The organism is Lysobacter enzymogenes (genome assembly GCF_900106525.1).
GTDB lineage: Bacteria > Pseudomonadota > Gammaproteobacteria > Xanthomonadales > Xanthomonadaceae > Lysobacter > Lysobacter enzymogenes.
On the sequence record NZ_FNOG01000018.1, the window covers coordinates 1 to 18,028 of the forward strand.

Here is an 18,028-nt window from a genome sequence, read left to right on the forward strand (position 1 = left end):
GGGGTGTCGTCGCCCGGGAACTCGTACTTCGACAGCAGCTCGCGCACTTCCATCTCGACCAGCTCGAGCAGCTCGGCGTCGTCCACCATGTCGGCCTTGTTCAGGAACACGACGATGTACGGCACGCCGACCTGACGCGACAGCAGGATGTGCTCGCGCGTCTGCGGCATCGGGCCGTCAGCGGCCGAGCACACCAGGATCGCGCCGTCCATCTGCGCCGCACCCGTGATCATGTTCTTCACGTAGTCGGCGTGGCCCGGGCAGTCCACGTGGGCGTAGTGACGGTTCGGGCTTTCGTATTCGACGTGAGCGGTCGAAATCGTGATGCCGCGAGCCTTCTCTTCCGGCGCCGCATCGATCGCGTCGTACGCCTTGAATTCGCCACCGAAACGCTCGGCGCCGACCTTGGTCAGAGCAGCCGTCAGCGTGGTCTTGCCGTGGTCGACGTGACCGATCGTGCCGACGTTCACGTGCGGCTTGGTGCGCTCGAATTTACCCTTAGCCATGATTGTCTCTCTATTTCTGTGATTCGTGATTCGGGATGTGGGATTGGCGGGCCGAAGCCCTCCCATCCCTTACTTGTGTTCGCAATGGCGATCGCTCGGTGGACCGGGAGTGGCGGAATCCGCATCGCGGATCCCCAGCCCCACTCCCGAATCCGGCCGGGATCAGCCGCCCTTCTTGATCACCGTCTCGGCGATGTTGGTCGGCGCTTCGGCGTAATGGTCGAATTCCATCGTGAAGGTCGCGCGGCCCTGGGTCAGCGAACGGATCGTGGTCGCGTAACCGAACATTTCGCCCAGCGGCACCATCGCGTTGATGGTCTTGCCCGACGGCGTGTCGTCCTGGCCCTGCAGCAGGCCGCGACGACGGCTCAAGTCGCCCATCACGTCGCCGACGTACTCTTCCGGGGTCACCACTTCGACCTTCATCATCGGCTCCAGCAGGACCGGATCGGCCTTGCGGAAACCTTCCTTGAAGGCCATCGACGCGGCGAGCTTGAACGCCATTTCCGACGAGTCGACGTCGTGGTACGAACCGAACACGAGCTTGACCTTCACGCCCACGACCGGGAAGCCGGCCAGCGGACCGCTGGTGATGGTCTCGCGCAGGCCCTTCTCGACCGCCGGGATGAATTCCTTCGGAATCACGCCGCCGGTGATGTCGTTGACGAACAGGAAATCGTTCTCGACGTCCTCGTTGGCCTTGTCCTTCTCGTTCATCGGCGACAGCTCGATCACGACGTGACCGTACTGACCCTTACCGCCGGACTGCTTGGCGTGCTTGTAGTCCGACTTGACGTCCGACTTGCGGATCGTCTCGCGGTACGCCACCTGCGGCTTGCCGACGTTGGCTTCGACGTTGAACTCGCGCTTCATGCGGTCGACGAGGATGTCCAGGTGCAGCTCGCCCATGCCGGCGATGATGGTCTGGCCCGATTCTTCGTCGGTGCGCACGCGGAACGAGGGATCTTCCTGCGCCAGGCGGCCCAGGGCGATGCCCATCTTTTCCTGGTCCGACTTGGTCTTCGGCTCGACCGCCATCGAGATGACGGGCTCCGGGAAGATCATGCGCTCGAGGGTGATGATGTGGTCCTGCGCGCACAGCGTGTCGCCGGTGGTCACATCCTTCAGGCCCACGGCCGCGGCGATGTCGCCGGCGCGGACTTCCTTGATTTCGTCGCGCTGGTTGGCGTGCATCTGCAGGATGCGGCCGACGCGCTCCTTGCGCGACTTGACCGGGTTGTAGACCTGGTCGCCGGAGTTCAGCACGCCGGAGTAGACGCGGAAGAAGGTCAGCGAGCCCACGAACGGGTCGGTCATGATCTTGAACGCCAGCGCCGAGAACGGCTCGGAATCCGACGCCTTGCGGCTGTCTTCCTTTTCGTTCTCGTCGATGCCTTGCACCGGCGGACGATCCGACGGCGACGGCAGCAGGTTGATCACGCCGTCGAGCATGGCCTGCACGCCCTTGTTCTTGAACGCCGAGCCGCAGAACACCGGCACGATCTCGACCTTCAGGGTGCGCTCGCGCAGACCGGCGATGATTTCGACCTCGGTCAGCTCTTCGCCGCCCAGGTACTTCTCCATGAACTCTTCCGAGGCTTCCGCCGCGGCTTCGATCATGAAGCCGCGGGCTTCCTCGGCCTTGGCCTGGAGCTCGGCCGGGATGTCGCGGTACTCGAACTTGGTGCCCTGCGAAGCGACGTCCCAATGGATCGCCTTCATCTTCAGCAGGTCGACCACGCCCTCGAAGCCGTCTTCGGCGCCGATCGGCACCTGCATCGGAACGGCGTACGCGCCCAGGCGCGCCTTCAGCTGTTCGACGACCTTATCGAAGTTGGCGCCGGTGCGGTCCATCTTGTTGACGAACGCCATGCGCGGCACCGAGTACTTGTTGGCCTGGCGCCAAACGGTCTCGGACTGCGGCTGCACGCCGCCGACGGCGCACAGCACGAACACCGCGCCGTCGAGCACGCGCAGCGAGCGCTCCACTTCGATGGTGAAGTCGACGTGGCCGGGGGTGTCGATGATGTTGAAGCGGTGCTCGGGCAGCGACTTGTCCATGCCCTTCCAGAACGCGGTGGTCGCGGCGGAAGTGATGGTGATGCCGCGTTCCTGCTCCTGCTCCATCCAGTCCATCGTCGCGGCACCTTCGTGCACTTCGCCGATCTTGTGGCTGACGCCGGTGTAGAACAGGATGCGTTCGGAGGTGGTGGTTTTGCCGGCATCGATGTGGGCCATGATGCCGAAGTTGCGGTAACGCTCGATGGGAGTGGTGCGAGCCACGGGACCCTCTCGTAAGTTTTCGAATTCCAGATGGCCGGACGCCGCCTCGTGGGCGGCCTCCGGTTCGCAAGGCGGCTGTCATGCCGCCGCGGCAACATCCCATGTGGATGTTGCGAAGACCCTGTCGCCAGGGCGACTAGATCACCAGCGGTAGTGGGCGAACGCGCGGTTCGCTTCCGCCATGCGATGAGTCTCTTCGCGCTTCTTGATCGCCGCGCCGCGGTTCTCGGAAGCGTCCAGCAGCTCGGCGGCCAGCTTGCGCGGCATCGAGCTCTCGCCGCGCTTGCGCGCGGAGTCGATCAGCCAACGCATCGCCAGGGCCATGCGGCGCGAGGAGCGCACTTCGACCGGCACCTGGTAGGTGGCGCCGCCGACGCGGCGGGACTTCACCTCGACCGACGGGGAGACGTTGGTCAGGGCCTTCTCGACCAGCTCGAGGGCGTTGGGATTCTTCTCGCCGATGACATCCATCGCGCCGTAGACGATCTTCTCGGCGACCGACTTCTTGCCGCTCTGCATGACCATATTGATGAAACGCGCGATCGTTTCGCTGCCGTGCTTGGGATCGGGCAGGATCGAACGCTGCGGGGCGGAGCCTTTACGCGACATGGTGCGTACCTATTCTCGTGATTCTTGAACGTGCGTGATTGCGGGTGGCGGCGCCGAAGGCGCGCCGGGCATCGACGCGATTAGGACTTCGGACGCTTGGCGCCGTACTTGGAACGGCCCTGGCGGCGCTTGGCGACGCCGGCGGCGTCGAGCGAACCGCGCACGGTGTGGTAGCGCACGCCCGGCAGATCCTTCACGCGGCCGCCGCGGATCAGCACGACCGAGTGCTCCTGCAGGTTGTGGCCTTCGCCGCCGATGTACGAAATGACTTCGTAACCGTTGGTCAGGCGCACCTTGGCGACCTTGCGCAGAGCCGAGTTCGGCTTCTTCGGGGTGGTGGTGTACACGCGGGTGCAGACGCCGCGACGCTGCGGGCAGTTGGCGAGCGCCGGCGAGGTGCTCTTGTACGTGGTCGCCTGCCGCGGCTTGCGGACGAGCTGATTGATGGTTGCCATCTGGAACTCTTGTTTAAGGGCCGGGCGGCCGCTTCGTGAGAAACGAACGGCAAGCCGATAGCACCCGACCTGCCGAGACGAAAAAGTATAGCCCGCGCTTAACGTTTCCGTCAACGCAGGCAGCGCGAACAGGCGAAACCGACGCCCGGAGGCGGCAGTTTCCTTTCCTTATTCGATGATCCCGCCCTACCCTGGGCCGAACACTAGGCACTCCTTGTGCCTAATTTCGTGATCTGGGATGCGACCCATAGGGTCCAATCCGGTCGCGGAGTCTAGCACGTTTCCAGCCCCAGGTAATACATATATTACCTAATGCTTGACACTCCGCCTGTTTATGTAATACCGCGAGCAAAAACAAGGCGGGCATCGCTGCCCGCCTTGCCTGGAACTTCGCGATTGCGGCGCCGGCCCGGCCTGGCGGCCGGACCGGAACCCAAGCGGCTTACTCGGCGTCGTCGCCGGCGACCGTCTCGACCGCGGCCGGAGCCGGAGCCTCGACCGCCACGCTCACCGGACCGGCCAGCGCTTCCATCTCCGAGTCGGTCAGGCCCGACGCGTTCTTGCGGCGCTGGCTGTGGTACGCCAGGCCAGTACCGGCCGGGATCAGGCGACCGACGATCACGTTCTCCTTGAGGCCGCGCAGGTTGTCGCGGGTGCCGCGCACGGCCGCCTCGGTCAACACGCGGGTGGTCTCCTGGAACGAGGCCGCCGAGATGAACGATTCGGTCGCCAGCGAGGCCTTGGTGATGCCCAGCAGGACCGGATCGTACTTGGCCAGGATCTCGCTGCGGGCCTGCAGGCGCACGTTCTCTTCGATCAGGCGCTGACGCTCGACCTGCTCGCCGTTGAGGAACTTGCTGTCGCCGCCGTCGACGATCTCGACCTTGCGCAGCATCTGGCGAACGATCACCTCGATGTGCTTGTCGTTGATCTTCACGCCCTGCAGGCGGTAGACGTCCTGGATTTCCTTGGTCAGGTAGACCGCCAGCGGCTCCACGCCCAGCAGACGCAGGATGTCCTGCGGGCTCGGCTCGCCGTCCACGACCGTCTCGCCCTTCTCCACGTGCTCGCCTTCGAACACGATGATCTGGCGGTACTTGGGGATCAGCTCTTCGTGCTCTTCACCGTCGGCCTGCTTGATGATCAAGCGCTGCTTGCCCTTGGTGTCCTTGCCGAAGCTGACGATGCCCGACACCTCGGCCAGGATCGCCGGATCCTTCGGCTTGCGCGCTTCGAACAAGTCGGCCACGCGCGGCAGACCGCCGGTGATGTCGCGGGTCTTGGACGCTTCCTGCGGGATCTTGGCGACCACGTCGCCCACGCCGACCGGCGCGCCGTCCTGCAGGTTGACGATCGAACGCGGCGGCAGCAGGTACTGCGCCGGCAGATCGGTACCCGGGATGGACAGGTCCTTGCCGTTCTTGTCGACGATGCGCACGATCGGACGCAAATCCTTGCCCTGCGAACCGCGACGCTTGGGATCGGTGATCTCGCGCGAGGCCAGGCCGGTCAGGTCGTCGGTCTTCTCGATCACGGTCACGCCATCGACGAAGTCGATGAAGCGCACGAAACCGGCGACTTCCGAAACGATCGGGTGGTTATGCGGATCCCAGTTCGCGACCGTGTTGCCGGCCTTGATCTCGGCGCCGTCGCGGAAGTTGATGGTCGCGCCGTAGGGAACCTTGTAGCGCTCGCGCTCGCGGCCGTGCGGGTCGAGCACCGACAGTTCGCCCGAACGCGACACCGCGACCAGGTGGCCGCCGGCGTGGGCGACGTGCTTGAGGTTGTTGAACTTCAGCGAACCGGTGGTCTTGACGGTGACGTTGTCGATCGCCGCCGCTCGCGACGCCGCGCCGCCGATGTGGAAGGTACGCATGGTCAGCTGCGTGCCCGGCTCGCCGATCGACTGCGCGGCGACGACGCCGACCGCTTCGCCGTGGTTGACCAGGTGGCCGCGGCCGAGGTCGCGGCCGTAGCAGCGCGCGCACACGCCGAAGCTGCTGGCGCAGGTGATGGTCGAACGCACCTTGATCGACTGGACGCTGGCGTCCTCGAGCTTCTGCACCCAGGCTTCGTCGAGCAGGGTGTTGCGGGTGACGATCGGTTCCTCGTCGTTGCCCGGCAGGAACACGTCCTCGGCCACGACGCGGCCCAGCACGCGGTCGCGCAGCGGCTCGACCACGTCGCCGCCTTCGACGATCGGGGTCATGGTCAGACCCTCGACGGTGCCGCAGTCGGTTTCGGTGATCACCACGTCCTGCGCCACGTCGACCAGACGACGGGTCAGGTAACCCGAGTTCGCGGTCTTCAGCGCGGTATCCGCCAGGCCCTTACGGGCGCCGTGGGTCGAGATGAAGTACTGCAGAACGTTCAGGCCTTCGCGGAAGTTCGCGGTGATCGGCGTCTCGATGATCGAGCCGTCCGGACGCGCCATCAGGCCGCGCATACCGGCGAGCTGACGGATCTGCGCCTGCGAACCACGCGCGCCGGAGTCGGCCATGATGTAAATCGAGTTCATCGACTTCTGCGGGACCATCTCGCCCTTGGCGTTGGCCACGGTGTCGGTGCCGATCGCGTCCATCATCGCCTTGGCCACGCGCTCGTTGGTGCGCGACCAGATGTCGACGACCTTGTTGTAGCGCTCGCCCGCGGTGACCAGGCCGGACTGGTACTGCTGCTGGATTTCCAGCACTTCCGACTCGGCCTCGGCCAGGATGCCCTTCTTCTCGCCCGGGATGATCATGTCGTCGATGCCGATCGACACGCCGGCGCGGGTCGCGTAACCGAAGCCGGTGTACATCAGGCGGTCGGCGAACACGACGGTGTCCTTCAGCCCCAGCATGCGGTAGCAGGAGTTGATCAGGCGGCTGATGTTCTTCTTGGTCAGCTCGGTGTTGGCCAGCGCGTACGGCAGGCCCTCGGGCAGGATCTCGCGCAGCAGCGCGCGGCCGACGGTGGTGTCGACGACCGAGGTCTTCTGCGAACGGGTGCCGTCCTCGGCGATCACGGTCTCGGTGATGCGGACCTTGACCTTGGCGTGCAGCTGCACGACGCGGTTGTCGTAGGCGCGCTTGACCTCGGCCACGTTGGCGAACGCCATGCCCTCGCCCGCCTTGTTCTCCAGGGCGCGGGTCATGTAGTACAGGCCGAGCACGACGTCCTGCGACGGCACGATGATCGGCTCGCCGTTCGCCGGCGACAGGATGTTGTTCGACGCCATCATCAGCGCGCGCGCTTCCAGCTGGGCCTCGAGGCTCAGCGGGACGTGCACGGCCATCTGGTCGCCGTCGAAGTCGGCGTTGAACGCGGTGCAGACCAGCGGGTGCAGCTGGATCGCCTTGCCTTCGATCAGCACCGGCTCGAACGCCTGGATGCCCAGGCGGTGCAGGGTCGGGGCGCGGTTGAGCAGGACCGGATGCTCGCGGATCACCTCTTCGAGGATGTCCCAAACTTCCGCTTCTTCGCGCTCGACCAGCTTCTTGGCCGCCTTGATGGTGGTGGCCAGGCCGCGGCGCTGCAGCTTGGCGAAGATGAAGGGCTTGAACAGCTCGAGCGCCATCTTCTTCGGCAGGCCGCACTCGTGCAGGCGCAGGGTCGGGCCGACCACGATGACCGAACGGCCCGAGTAGTCCACGCGCTTGCCGAGCAGGTTCTGACGGAACCGGCCCTGCTTGCCCTTGATCATGTCGGCCAGCGACTTGAGCGGGCGCTTGTTGGTGCCGGTGATGGCGCGGCCGCGGCGGCCGTTGTCCATCAGCGCGTCGACCGATTCCTGCAGCATGCGCTTCTCGTTGCGCACGATGATGTCGGGCGCGTTGAGTTCGAGCAGGCGGCGCAGGCGGTTGTTGCGGTTGATGACGCGGCGGTACAGATCGTTCAGATCCGAGGTCGCGAAGCGGCCGCCTTCCAGCGGCACCAGCGGACGCAGATCCGGCGGCAGCACCGGCAGCACGGTCATGACCATCCACTCCGGACGGTTGCCGGACTCGAGGAAGGCTTCGACCAGCTTGATCCGCTTGGTCAGGCGCTTGAGCTTGGTTTCGCTGTTGGTCGAGGCGATCTCTTCCTTCAGCTGCAGCATCTCGGCCTGCAGGTCGATGGTGCGCAGCAGGTCGTAGACCGCCTCGGCGCCCATCGCGGCTTCGAAGTCGTCGCCGTGCTCCTGGCGCGCCTGCAGGTACTGCTCTTCGGTCAGCAGGTTGCCGCGTTCCATCGGGGTCAGGCCCGGCTCGGTCACGACATACGCTTCGAAGTACAGGATGCGCTCGATGTCGCGCAGGGTCATGTCCAGCATCAGGCCGATGCGCGAGGGCAGCGACTTGAGGAACCAGATGTGCGCGACCGGCGAAGCCAGGTCGATGTGGCCCATGCGCTCGCGGCGGACCTTGGCCAGGGTGACCTCGGTGCCGCACTTCTCGCACACCACGCCGCGGTGCTTCATGCGCTTGTACTTGCCGCACAGGCACTCGTAGTCCTTGATCGGACCGAAGATCGCGGCGCAGAACAGGCCGTCGCGCTCAGGCTTGAAGGTGCGGTAGTTGATGGTTTCCGGCTTCTTCACTTCGCCGAACGACCACGAGCGCACCAGGTCCGGGGAGGCCAGGGCGATCTTGATGGCGTCGAAGTCCAGCGCGGGACGCTGCTGGTTGAAGAGATTGAGCAAGTCTTTCATTTCTTTACTCCAATCGGAGGAATTCGTCGGGGAGAAGCGAGGGGGAAAACAAGAGCGGGAAAGAGGGGAGACCGGGGAATGAGGGGGCTGCGCGCTGCGCGGCCGTTGCCTTCATTCCCGGCTCCCTTCGTGCCCTGCCCTACCTCAGTTCTCTTCCAGCTCCATGTTGATCGCGAGCGAGCGGATTTCCTTGACCAGCACGTTGAAGGACTCCGGCATGCCGGCGACCATCTCGTACTCGCCGTCGACGATGTTCTTGTACATCTGGTTGCGGCCCTGCACGTCGTCGGACTTCACCGTCAGCATTTCCTGCAGGGTGTAGGCCGCGCCGTAGGCTTCCAGCGCCCAGACTTCCATTTCGCCGAAACGCTGGCCGCCGAACTGCGCCTTGCCGCCCAGCGGCTGCTGGGTGACGAGCGAGTACGGACCGGTCGAGCGCGCGTGCATCTTGTCGTCGACCAGGTGGTTCAGCTTCAGCATGTGCATGTAGCCGATGGTCACCGGACGCTCGAACGCTTCGCCGGTGCGGCCGTCGTGCAGCACGGTCTGGCCGCTGCTGGGCAGTTCGGCGAGTTCGAGCATGCGCTTGATCTCGGACTCGGCCGCGCCGTCGAACACCGGGGTCGCCATCGGCACGCCGTCGGTCAGGTTGCGCGCCAGACGCAGCAGTTCCTCATCGGTGAACTGCTTGAGGTCGACGCGTTGGCCGTGCAGCTTGCTGTCGTGGTTGTAGACGTCGTCGAGGAACTTGCGCAGCTCGGCGATCTTCTGCTGCGCCTCCAGCATGCGCTGGATCTTCTGGCCCAGGCCCTTGGCGGCCCAGCCCAGATGCACCTCGAGGATCTGGCCGATGTTCATACGCGACGGCACGCCCAGCGGGTTCAGCACGATGTCGACGGTCTGGCCGTCGGCGGCGTACGGCATGTCCTCGACCGGAACGATGGTCGAGACCACGCCCTTGTTGCCGTGACGGCCGGCCATCTTGTCGCCCGGCTGGATGCGGCGCTTGACCGCCAGGAACACCTTGACCGTCTTGAGGATGCCCGGAGCCAGGTCGTCGCCCTGGGTGATCTTGGCGCGCTTGTCGGCGAAACGACGCTCGAATTCCTTCGCGTGCACGTCGATCTGCTTCTGCGCGCGCTCGATCGCCTCGATCGCTTCCTCGTCCTTCATGCGCAGGGTGAACCAGTCGGACTTCTTCAGGCCGTCCAGCACCAGCGAGGTGACGGTGTCGCCCTTCTTCAGGCCGGCGCCGCCGTTGGCGGTCTTGCCGATCAGCTGCGTGCGCAGGCGGTCGTAGATCGCCGCTTCGAGGATGCGGAACTGGTCGTCGAAGTCCTTCTTGACCCGGCGGATTTCCGACTCTTCGATCTGGCGGGCGCGCTTGTCCTTCTCGATGCCGTCGCGGGTGAAGACCTGCACGTCGATGACGGTGCCGTCCATGCCCGGGGGCACGCGCAGCGAGCTGTCCTTAACGTCGGAGGCCTTCTCGCCGAAGATCGCGCGCAGCAGCTTCTCTTCCGGAGTCAGCTGCGATTCGCCCTTCGGGGTGACCTTGCCGACCAGGATGTCGCCGGCGCGGACCTCGGCGCCGATGTACACCACGCCCGACTCGTCGAGGCGGTTGAGCGCCTGCTCGGAGACGTTCGGGATGTCGGCGGAGATCTCTTCCGGACCCAACTTGGTGTCGCGCGCCGAGCAGGTCAGCTCTTCGATGTGGATCGTGGTGTAGCGATCCTCTTCGACCACGCGCTCGGAGAGCAGGATCGAGTCTTCGAAGTTGTAGCCGTTCCACGGCATGAACGCGACCAGCATGTTCTGGCCGAGCGCGAGCTCGCCGATGTCGGTCGAGGGACCGTCGGCCAGCACGTCGCCGCGCGCGATCACGTCGCCCACCTTCACCAGCGGACGCTGGTTGATGCAGGTGTTCTGGTTCGAGCGGGTGTACTTGATCAGGTTGTAGATGTCGACGCCCGCGTCGGTCACCGCGGAGATCTCCTCCTCGTTGACCTTGACCACGATGCGGCCGGCATCGACCTGCTCGATCACGCCGCCGCGCAGCGCGTTCACCGTCACGCCCGAGTCGCGCGCCACGGCGCGCTCGATGCCGGTGCCGACCAGCGGCTTCTGCGAACGCAGGGTCGGAACCGCCTGGCGCTGCATGTTCGCGCCCATCAGCGCGCGGTTGGCGTCGTCGTGCTCCAGGAACGGAACCAGCGCGGCGGCGACCGACACGGTCTGCATCGGCGAGACGTCCATGAAGTGGATCTCGCTCGGCGGCTTGAGCAGGGTTTCGCCCTGGAAGCGGCAGGCCACGAACTGGGCGGTGATCATGCCCTTGTCGTCCTGCGGCGCGTTGGCCTGGGCGATGACGTACTCGTTCTCTTCGATCGCCGACAGGAACTCGACGTCCTCGGTGACCTTGCCGTCCACGACCTTGCGGTACGGCGTCTCGAGGAAGCCGTACTTGTTGGTGCGGGCGAACACCGCCAGCGAGTTGATCAGGCCGATGTTCGGGCCTTCCGGCGTTTCGATGGTGCACACGCGGCCGTAGTGGGTCGGGTGCACGTCGCGCACTTCGAAGCCGGCGCGTTCGCGGGTCAGGCCGCCCGGGCCGAGGGCCGACACGCGACGCTTGTGCGTGACTTCCGACAGCGGGTTGTTCTGGTCCATGAACTGCGACAGCTGCGAGGAGCCGAAGAACTCCTTGATCGCGGCGGCCACCGGCTTGGCGTTGATCAGCTCCTGCGGGGTCAGGCCTTCGGACTCGGCCATCGACAGGCGCTCCTTGACCGCGCGCTCGACGCGGACCAGGCCGACGCGGAAGGTGTTCTCGGCCATTTCGCCGACCGAACGCACGCGACGGTTGCCCAGGTGGTCGATGTCGTCGACCACGCCGCGACCGTTGCGGATCTCGGTCAGGGTGCGGATGACGTCGAGGATGTCGGAAGTGTCGCCCAGCTCGTTGCGCAGACGCGCCGACTCGTCGTCCTTGCGGTCGGCGAAGTACTTGGCGTCGTACAGCACCGAGGCGCCGAGGGTTTCCTTGCGGCCGATGCGGCGGTTGAACTTCATCCGGCCCACGCCCGACAGGTCGTAGCGCTCGAAGGTGAAGAACAGGTTGTGGAACAGGTTCTGCGCGGCGTCCTTGGTCGGCGGCTCGCCCGGACGCATCATGCGGTAGATCTCGACCAGGGCCTCGAGCTGGGTCTTGGTCGGGTCGATGCGCAGGGTGTTGGAGATGTACGGACCGCGGTCGAGGTCGTTGACCCAGATGGTGCCGACCTGGTCGATGCCGGCCTTGCGGAAGGCCTGCAGCTGGTCTTCGTTGATCTCGTCGTTGGCCGTGGCCAGCGGCTCGCCGGTCTTGGTGTCGACGACGTCGTGCGAGAGGATGCGGCCCAGCAGGTAGCTGTCCGGCACGGCCAGGGCCGAGATGCCCGACTGCTCGAGCTGCTTGACGTGGCGCGCGGTCACGCGCTTGCCGGCTTCGACGATCACGCGGTCGCCGTCGGCCAGGTCGAAGTCCAGGGTTTCGCCGCGCAGGCGCTCGGAGACCAGCTCCCACTGCACGCCCTCGGGCATGATGTGGAAGGTGTTGATCTCGAAGAACTTGTTCAGCATCTCCTCGTTGCCGTAACCGAGCGCGCGCAGCAGCACGGTGACCGGCAGCTTGCGGCGGCGGTCGATACGGGTGAACACCGCGTCCTTCGGGTCGAACTCGAAGTCCAGCCAGGAGCCGCGGTAGGGGATGATGCGGGCGCTGTACAGCAGCTTGCCCGAGCTGTGGGTCTTGCCGCGGTCGTGGTCGAAGAACACGCCCGGCGAGCGGTGCAGCTGCGAGACGATGACGCGCTCGGTGCCGTTGACGATGAAGGTGCCGTTGTCGGTCATGAGCGGAATTTCGCCCATGTAGACTTCCTGCTCCTTGACGTACTTGATCGCCTTGGTCGAGGACTCGCGGTCGTAGATCACCAGGCGCACGGTCACGCGCAGCGGAGCGCCGTAGGACAGGCCGCGGTTGCGGCATTCGCGCTCGTCGAACACCGGGTCGCCGAGCTTGTAGCCCACGTACTCGAGCGCAGCGTTGCCGCTGTAGCTGGAGATCGGGAACACCGACTTCAGCGCGGCGTGCAGGCCGCGGTCGGCGCGCTTGGCCGGGTCGGTGTGCTCTTGCAGGAATTCGCGATAGGAGTCGACCTGGATCGCGAGCAGGAAGGGAACTTCGAGGATGGACTTGCGCTTGCCGAAGTCCTTGCGGATGCGCTTCTTTTCGGTGAACGAATAGTTCTGGGAAGCTGTGGTCATGGTGAGCTACCGCCTCGATTAGCTAATGGGCCGGGAAGGCCGCGTCTGGGCGCCTTCCGGGCGAACCGCGCGTCCGCGGTTCGGGGGACTAATGACTGAAAAGCAAAAATTGCCAGTGGGAAGTCGCTGGTATTGCCGGCACCAGCACGCCCTCTCCCGCTACTTCCGACTGACAACTCACGACGACGGGCCGCGGCCGACCGGAAAAACCTCGATCCGGTCCGAAACGCGCGATCCCGCTACAACGGCCAAAGGCCGGGGGCTCTCGCCCCCAGCCTTCGGTTGGTCGCCAATACGAGCCGGCGACGCAAGTACGGCTTACTTGACTTCGACGCTCGCACCAGCGGCTTCGAGGTCCTTCTTCATCTTGGCAGCGTCGTCCTTCGAGACGGCTTCCTTGACGTTCTGCGGAGCGCCTTCGACCAGGTCCTTGGCTTCCTTCAGGCCCAGGCCGGTGATGGCGCGCACGGCCTTGATGACTTCGACCTTCTTGTCGCCGGCGGCCTTCAGCACGACGGTGAACTCGGTCTGCTCTTCGACCGGAGCGGCGGCTTCGGCATTGCCGGCGACGACGACCGGAGCAGCGGCGGTGACGCCGAACTTCTCTTCGATCGCGCGGACCAGCTCCATGACTTCCATCAGGCTCTTTTCGGCGATGGCGTCGACGATCTGTTCGTTGGACAGGGACATTGTGTTTAACCTCAGGAAAATTTGATCTTACGAATCGGGTTCAGTGAAGCGGTCGCGAAGACGACGCGGCGATTACGCCGGTTCGGCTTCGGCCGGAGCTTCGGCTGCGACTTCGCCGCCGCCCTGCTTGTCGGCCACGGCCTTGACGGCGCGGGCGAACATCGAGGCGGGTTCGGACAGCACGCGGGCCAGCATGGCCAGCGCCTGGTCGAGGGTCGGCAGCGAGGCGAGGACTTCGACGTGGCTGGCCGGATAAACCTGACCGCCCACGGCGACGACCTTGGCCTTGAGCTTGTCGTTGCCCTTGGCGAATTCCTTGATCAGACGACCGGCGGCGCCGGGTTCGTCCACCGAGAACGCATACAGCAGCGGACCGACGAGCTGGTCTTGGACGCACTCGTATTCGGTGCCGGCGACGGCGCGCGAGGCCAGGGTGTTCTTGACGACACGCAAGTACACACCGGTTTCGCGAGCCTTCTTGCGCATCGCGGTCAGCTGACCGACCGTGATGCCCGCGTACTCGACTGCAACCAAGGAGTGGGCCTTCGCGGCGACTTCTGCCAGCTCGGCGACTACTTCTTGCTTCTGAGACAGATTGAGAGCCATTGCACTCCTCCGAAAGCCGGGACTCGGCAGTTTGGATTCGGTATTCGCCGAAGCGGCTTTCGCCGTTGCTTCGCCGATCCCCGATCCCGAACGGCCCATCCCGGCCTTATTGACTCCGCTCGCGGCTCCTGCCGCTTGCGGTCCTGGGCGGCGACGGTCCTTGTCGCCGGGGACGCCCGAAGGCATCCCGGGTGGTGGCCTTTCCTGAAAAAATTCAGTCAGGGGCACCATCTGCGCCGGCCCGGCTCCGAAGAGTCCGAATTAAGCGATCCCGCTTGCACCGACGGCGACTCCTTGCCGTGTCGAGCTTCCGTGCCCGTCGTCGGTACGCGCTGACCGCGCCTGCGGTCTTTGACGGCTATCGCTTCGGGGGTTGGCCCTGGGCGATGCCCTCAAAAATTTCGGCTTGCGGCGGTGGTGCTGCCGCTCGCCTTTTGTTGCTGGTGGACTTCGCCAAGAGGCGGAGCCCGGTATTCGTCGTTTGCGGCCAGAGTTCGGCGGCTCTGGATCCCCGCTTTCGCGGGGATGACGCAATGGCAAAGGCGCTCGCGCTTACGCGCGAGCGCGCCATTGCGTCACTTCAAGGTCAGCGAGGCCTGATCGACGATCACGCCCGGACCCATGGTCGAGCTGATCGAGATCTTCTGCAGGTACTGGCCCTTGGCGGTCGCCGGCTTGGCCTTGATCAGGTCGAGCAGCAGCGCCTGCAGGTTGTCCTTCAGCGAGCCGTCTTCGAACGAGACCTTGCCGATGGTGCAGTGGATGATGCCGGCCTTGTCGGTGCGGTAACGCACCTGGCCGCCCTTGGCGTTCTTGACCGCTTCGGCCGGGTTCGGCGAAACGGTGCCGACCTTCGGGTTCGGCATCAGGCCGCGCGGGCCGAGCACCTGGCCGAGCTTACCGACCACGCGCATCGCGTCCGGGGTGGCGATGACCACGTCGTAGTTCAGGTCGCCGGCCTGCATCTTCTCGGCCAGGTCGTCCATGCCGACGGCCTCGGCGCCCGCGGCCAGGGCCTCGTCGGCCTTGGCGCCGGCGGGGGCGAACACCGCCACGCGCACGGTCTTGCCGGTACCGGCCGGCAGCAGGGTCGAACCGCGCACCTGCTGGTCGGACTTCTTCGCGTCCACGCCCAGGCGCACGGAGACGTCGACGGACTCGACGAACTTGGCCTTGGTGGTGGTCTTGACGATCTTCACCGCTTCGTCGAAGGCATACGCCTTACCCGGAACGACGGCTGCCTTGATGGCCTTTTCGCGCTTAGTGATTGCCATGTCTTAACCCTCCACCACCAGACCCATGCTGCGGGCCGAACCCGCAATCGTCTTCACCGCCGCATCCAGGTCGGCCGCCGTCAGGTCGGCTTCCTTCTGCTTGGCGATGGCTTCCAGCTGGGCGCGGGTGACCTTGCCCACCTTGTCGGTGTTCGGGCGCTTGGAACCCGAGGTGATGCCGGCAGCCTTCTTCAGCAGCACCGAAGCCGGGGTCGACTTGGTGACGAAGGTGAAGGTACGGTCCGAGTAGGCCGTGATGATGACCGGGGTCGGCAGACCCGGCTCGAGCTTGGAGGTCGCGGCGTTGAACGCCTTGCAGAACTCCATGATGTTCAGGCCGCGCTGACCCAGCGCAGGACCGACCGGCGGCGAGGGGTTGGCCTGACCGGCCTTGACCTGCAGCTTGATGTAGCCGACTACTTTCTTTGCCATTGATGTGCTCTCCGGGTGCTAGCGCCTTGAACCGCAGGCTCCCCATCGGGCCGGAAATCGCGCGTTCCGGCATCGCGTTTTCTGTCGCACGCACAGCCGCCCGAGGACTTGGCCGGGGCGGCTGGTCGATTGTGGTCGCCACCCATCAGGGCAGCGAGCCGCACACTATATCAGATTTTTCGGCTTTGCACGGACCGGCGCCCGGGCACCGGCCGCGAGGCCGGCGCGGGCGCCCTGCCCGGCTCAGGTGGCCTTTTCGACCTGGCCGAATTCCAGCTCGACCGGGGTCGAGCGGCCGAAAATGAGCACCGCGACGCGCAGGCGGCTCTTTTCGTAGTTGATCTCTTCGACCACGCCGTTGAAGTCGACGAACGGGCCGTCGATGACCCGGACCATCTCGCCCGGCTCGAACAGCACCTTCGGACGCGGCTTCTCGACGCCTTCCTGAACGCGCTGCAGGATACGGTCGGCCTCGTTGTCCTGGATCGGCAACGGGCGATCGGCGGTGCCGCCGATGAAGCCCATGACCTTCGGGGTTTCCTTGATCAAATGCCAGCTCTCGCTGTCGATGCGGGGAATGCCCGCCTCGTCGTGAGTGGCGATCTGGACCAGAACGTAGCCCGGGAAGAACTTGCGCTCGGAACGGCGCTTCTGGCCGGAACGCATTTCCACGACCTCTTCGGTCGGGACCAGGACTTCGCCGAAGCGATCGGTCATCTCGAAGCGGACGATGCGGTCGCGCAGAGCCTGAGCCACGGACTTCTCGAAGCCCGAGTAGGCGTGGACCACGTACCAGCGCTTGTTTTCTTGCTTGTTCAAATCGGACGTATCCAAAACGGTCATCTCCTCAGCGTGCCAGCAGGAACTTGACCGCCGCCTGGATCATCCAGTCGAAACCGGACAGGATCAGGCTCAGGATCAGCACCGCGATCATCACCACCCAGGTGGTCTTGAGGGCTTCTTCGCGGGTCGGCCAAACTACCTTGCGCAGTTCGAAGCGCGACTCGGACAGGAACTCGCGGGTCTGCACGCCCTTGGCCGAGAGCATGAACACGGCGGCACCGGCGATCAGGCCGGCAACGACGACGCCCGCTCGCAGCGGGCCGCTCCAGTTCTCGAACCAGATGTAGGCGAACACGCCGCCGGCGGCCAGCAACAGGGCCACGACGTACTTGACGATATCGCCGGCGTTGCCGCCGCTGGATTTGTGGTGTTCGGCCTTGCTGTTCATTCTCGGGGCGATTCCCTCGCGAAAGCCCGCCCATCCCTGCGCGGCCCTTTCAATGGCTTGCCAGTCGCCGGATCGTCCGAACCGGCTCGGTGAAGTGGCACGCCAGGAGGGACTCGAACCCCCAACCTGCGGTTTTGGAGACCGCTGCTCTGCCAATTGAGCTACTGGCGTACGTCTGAAATCTTGGGTCCGGCCGGAATCTTTCAAGCCGGGCCCTTTCAAGCCGGCACCCTGCAAGGGGCGGGGTCGCCGGCCGGCCATTGTCTTCGAAATCCGGTCGCCGCGAAACACCTGTCGTGTTCGGGCGCCCTAAACAACGAAGGCGGACCGGGTTGCCGGCCCGCCGTTCGCGGCCTTGCGGCGACCTTGGGGCCGCCGCGAGGTTACAGCGATTACTTCAGGATCTTCGACACCACGCCGGCGCCGACGGTACGACCGCCTTCGCGGATCGCGAAGCGCAGGCCTTCGTCCATCGCCACCGGGTTGATCAGCGTGACCACCATCTTCACGTTGTCGCCCGGCATCACCATCTCCACGCCTTCCGGCAGCTGGCACGCGCCAGTGATGTCGGTGGTGCGGAAGTAGAACTGCGGACGGTAGCCCTTGAAGAACGGGGTGTGGCGGCCGCCTTCGTCCTTCGACAGCACGTACACCTCGCCCTCGAACTCGGTGTGCGGGGTGATCGAACCCGGCTTGGCCAGCACCTGGCCGCGCTCGACGTCGTCGCGCTTGGTGCCGCGCAGCAGCAGACCCGCGTTGTCGCCCGCCTGACCCTGGTCCAGCAGCTTGCGGAACATCTCGACGCCGGTGACGGTCGTCTTCTGGGTCGGACGGATGCCGACGATTTCGATTTCGTCGCCCACCTTGATGATGCCGCGCTCGATACGGCCGGTCACCACGGTGCCGCGGCCCGAGATCGAGAACACGTCTTCCACCGGCATCAGGAACGGCTTGTCGATCGC

General features: G+C 65.2%; 13 protein-coding genes and 1 tRNA gene. All 14 read right to left on the reverse strand.

Going from position 1 to position 18,028, the window contains the following annotated elements; translation table 11 throughout:
• The coding region (locus BLU84_RS25155; protein ID WP_139174620.1) for a GTP-binding protein at positions 1-506 on the reverse strand (506 nt) is incomplete at its 3' end.
• 162 nt (positions 507-668) lie between these two features.
• On the reverse strand, positions 669-2,789 hold the full coding sequence (fusA, locus tag BLU84_RS25160; RefSeq protein ID WP_074873723.1) for an elongation factor G: 2,121 nt from the start codon (positions 2,787-2,789) through the stop codon (positions 669-671).
• Between the two features lie 141 nt (positions 2,790-2,930).
• Positions 2,931-3,398, reverse strand: coding sequence for a 30S ribosomal protein S7 (gene rpsG / locus BLU84_RS25165; protein ID WP_074873725.1), 468 nt, complete (start codon positions 3,396-3,398; stop codon positions 2,931-2,933).
• An 80-nt stretch (positions 3,399-3,478) separates the two neighbouring features.
• Positions 3,479-3,853, reverse strand: a complete 375-nt coding sequence (rpsL, locus tag BLU84_RS25170; protein WP_064746583.1) for a 30S ribosomal protein S12 — start codon at positions 3,851-3,853, stop codon at positions 3,479-3,481.
• A 442-nt stretch (positions 3,854-4,295) separates the two neighbouring features.
• Positions 4,296-8,525 carry a DNA-directed RNA polymerase subunit beta' gene (gene rpoC, locus BLU84_RS25175; RefSeq protein WP_074873727.1) on the reverse strand — a complete coding sequence of 1,410 codons (4,230 nt, stop codon included), beginning with the start codon at positions 8,523-8,525 and terminating at the stop codon, positions 4,296-4,298.
• A 144-nt stretch (positions 8,526-8,669) separates the two neighbouring features.
• On the reverse strand, positions 8,670-12,833 hold the full coding sequence (rpoB, locus tag BLU84_RS25180; protein WP_074873730.1) for a DNA-directed RNA polymerase subunit beta: 4,164 nt from the start codon (positions 12,831-12,833) through the stop codon (positions 8,670-8,672).
• 318 nt (positions 12,834-13,151) lie between these two features.
• Positions 13,152-13,523 (reverse strand): 50S ribosomal protein L7/L12, encoded by a 372-nt coding sequence (gene rplL / locus BLU84_RS25185; RefSeq protein WP_074873732.1) that lies wholly within the window; start codon positions 13,521-13,523, stop codon positions 13,152-13,154.
• 72 nt (positions 13,524-13,595) lie between these two features.
• The gene (rplJ, locus tag BLU84_RS25190) at positions 13,596-14,129 is read right to left on the reverse strand and encodes a 50S ribosomal protein L10 (RefSeq protein WP_074873733.1); all 534 of its coding nucleotides are present in this window, start codon (positions 14,127-14,129) and stop codon (positions 13,596-13,598) included.
• 575 nt (positions 14,130-14,704) lie between these two features.
• Positions 14,705-15,403 (reverse strand): 50S ribosomal protein L1, encoded by a 699-nt coding sequence (gene rplA, locus BLU84_RS25195; protein ID WP_074873735.1) that lies wholly within the window; start codon positions 15,401-15,403, stop codon positions 14,705-14,707.
• A gap of 3 nt (positions 15,404-15,406) precedes the next feature.
• Positions 15,407-15,835, reverse strand: coding sequence for a 50S ribosomal protein L11 (rplK, locus tag BLU84_RS25200; RefSeq protein WP_057948565.1), 429 nt, complete (start codon positions 15,833-15,835; stop codon positions 15,407-15,409).
• Positions 15,836-16,078: 243 nt separating this feature from the next.
• On the reverse strand, positions 16,079-16,678 hold the full coding sequence (gene nusG / locus BLU84_RS25205; protein WP_074873736.1) for a transcription termination/antitermination protein NusG: 600 nt from the start codon (positions 16,676-16,678) through the stop codon (positions 16,079-16,081).
• 4 nt (positions 16,679-16,682) lie between these two features.
• Positions 16,683-17,066: a preprotein translocase subunit SecE gene (secE, locus tag BLU84_RS25210; RefSeq protein ID WP_074873738.1), complete on the reverse strand. Its 384-nt coding sequence runs from the start codon at positions 17,064-17,066 to the stop codon at positions 16,683-16,685.
• Between the two features lie 95 nt (positions 17,067-17,161).
• Positions 17,162-17,237 (reverse strand) — tRNA-Trp (locus BLU84_RS25215).
• Positions 17,238-17,458: 221 nt separating this feature from the next.
• Positions 17,459-18,028: EF-Tu C-terminal domain-related protein (locus BLU84_RS25220; RefSeq protein ID WP_139175255.1), on the reverse strand; the 570-nt coding region annotated here is incomplete at its 5' end.

Bases quoted from the DNA above. Each gene is read 5' to 3' on its own strand.
- rpsG (WP_074873725.1), bottom strand. From the start codon at position 3,398: ATGTCGCGTAAAGGCTCCGCCCCGCAGCGTTCGATCCTGCCCGATCCC.
- rpsL (WP_064746583.1), bottom strand. From the start codon at position 3,853: ATGGCAACCATCAATCAGCTCGTCCGCAAGCCGCGGCAGGCGACCACG.
- rpoC (WP_074873727.1), bottom strand. From the start codon at position 8,525: ATGAAAGACTTGCTCAATCTCTTCAACCAGCAGCGTCCCGCGCTGGAC.
- rpoB (WP_074873730.1), bottom strand. From the start codon at position 12,833: ATGACCACAGCTTCCCAGAACTATTCGTTCACCGAAAAGAAGCGCATC.
- rplL (WP_074873732.1), bottom strand. From the start codon at position 13,523: ATGTCCCTGTCCAACGAACAGATCGTCGACGCCATCGCCGAAAAGAGC.
- rplJ (WP_074873733.1), bottom strand. From the start codon at position 14,129: ATGGCTCTCAATCTGTCTCAGAAGCAAGAAGTAGTCGCCGAGCTGGCA.
- rplA (WP_074873735.1), bottom strand. From the start codon at position 15,403: ATGGCAATCACTAAGCGCGAAAAGGCCATCAAGGCAGCCGTCGTTCCG.
- rplK (WP_057948565.1), bottom strand. From the start codon at position 15,835: ATGGCAAAGAAAGTAGTCGGCTACATCAAGCTGCAGGTCAAGGCCGGT.
- nusG (WP_074873736.1), bottom strand. From the start codon at position 16,678: ATGACCGTTTTGGATACGTCCGATTTGAACAAGCAAGAAAACAAGCGC.
- secE (WP_074873738.1), bottom strand. From the start codon at position 17,066: ATGAACAGCAAGGCCGAACACCACAAATCCAGCGGCGGCAACGCCGGC.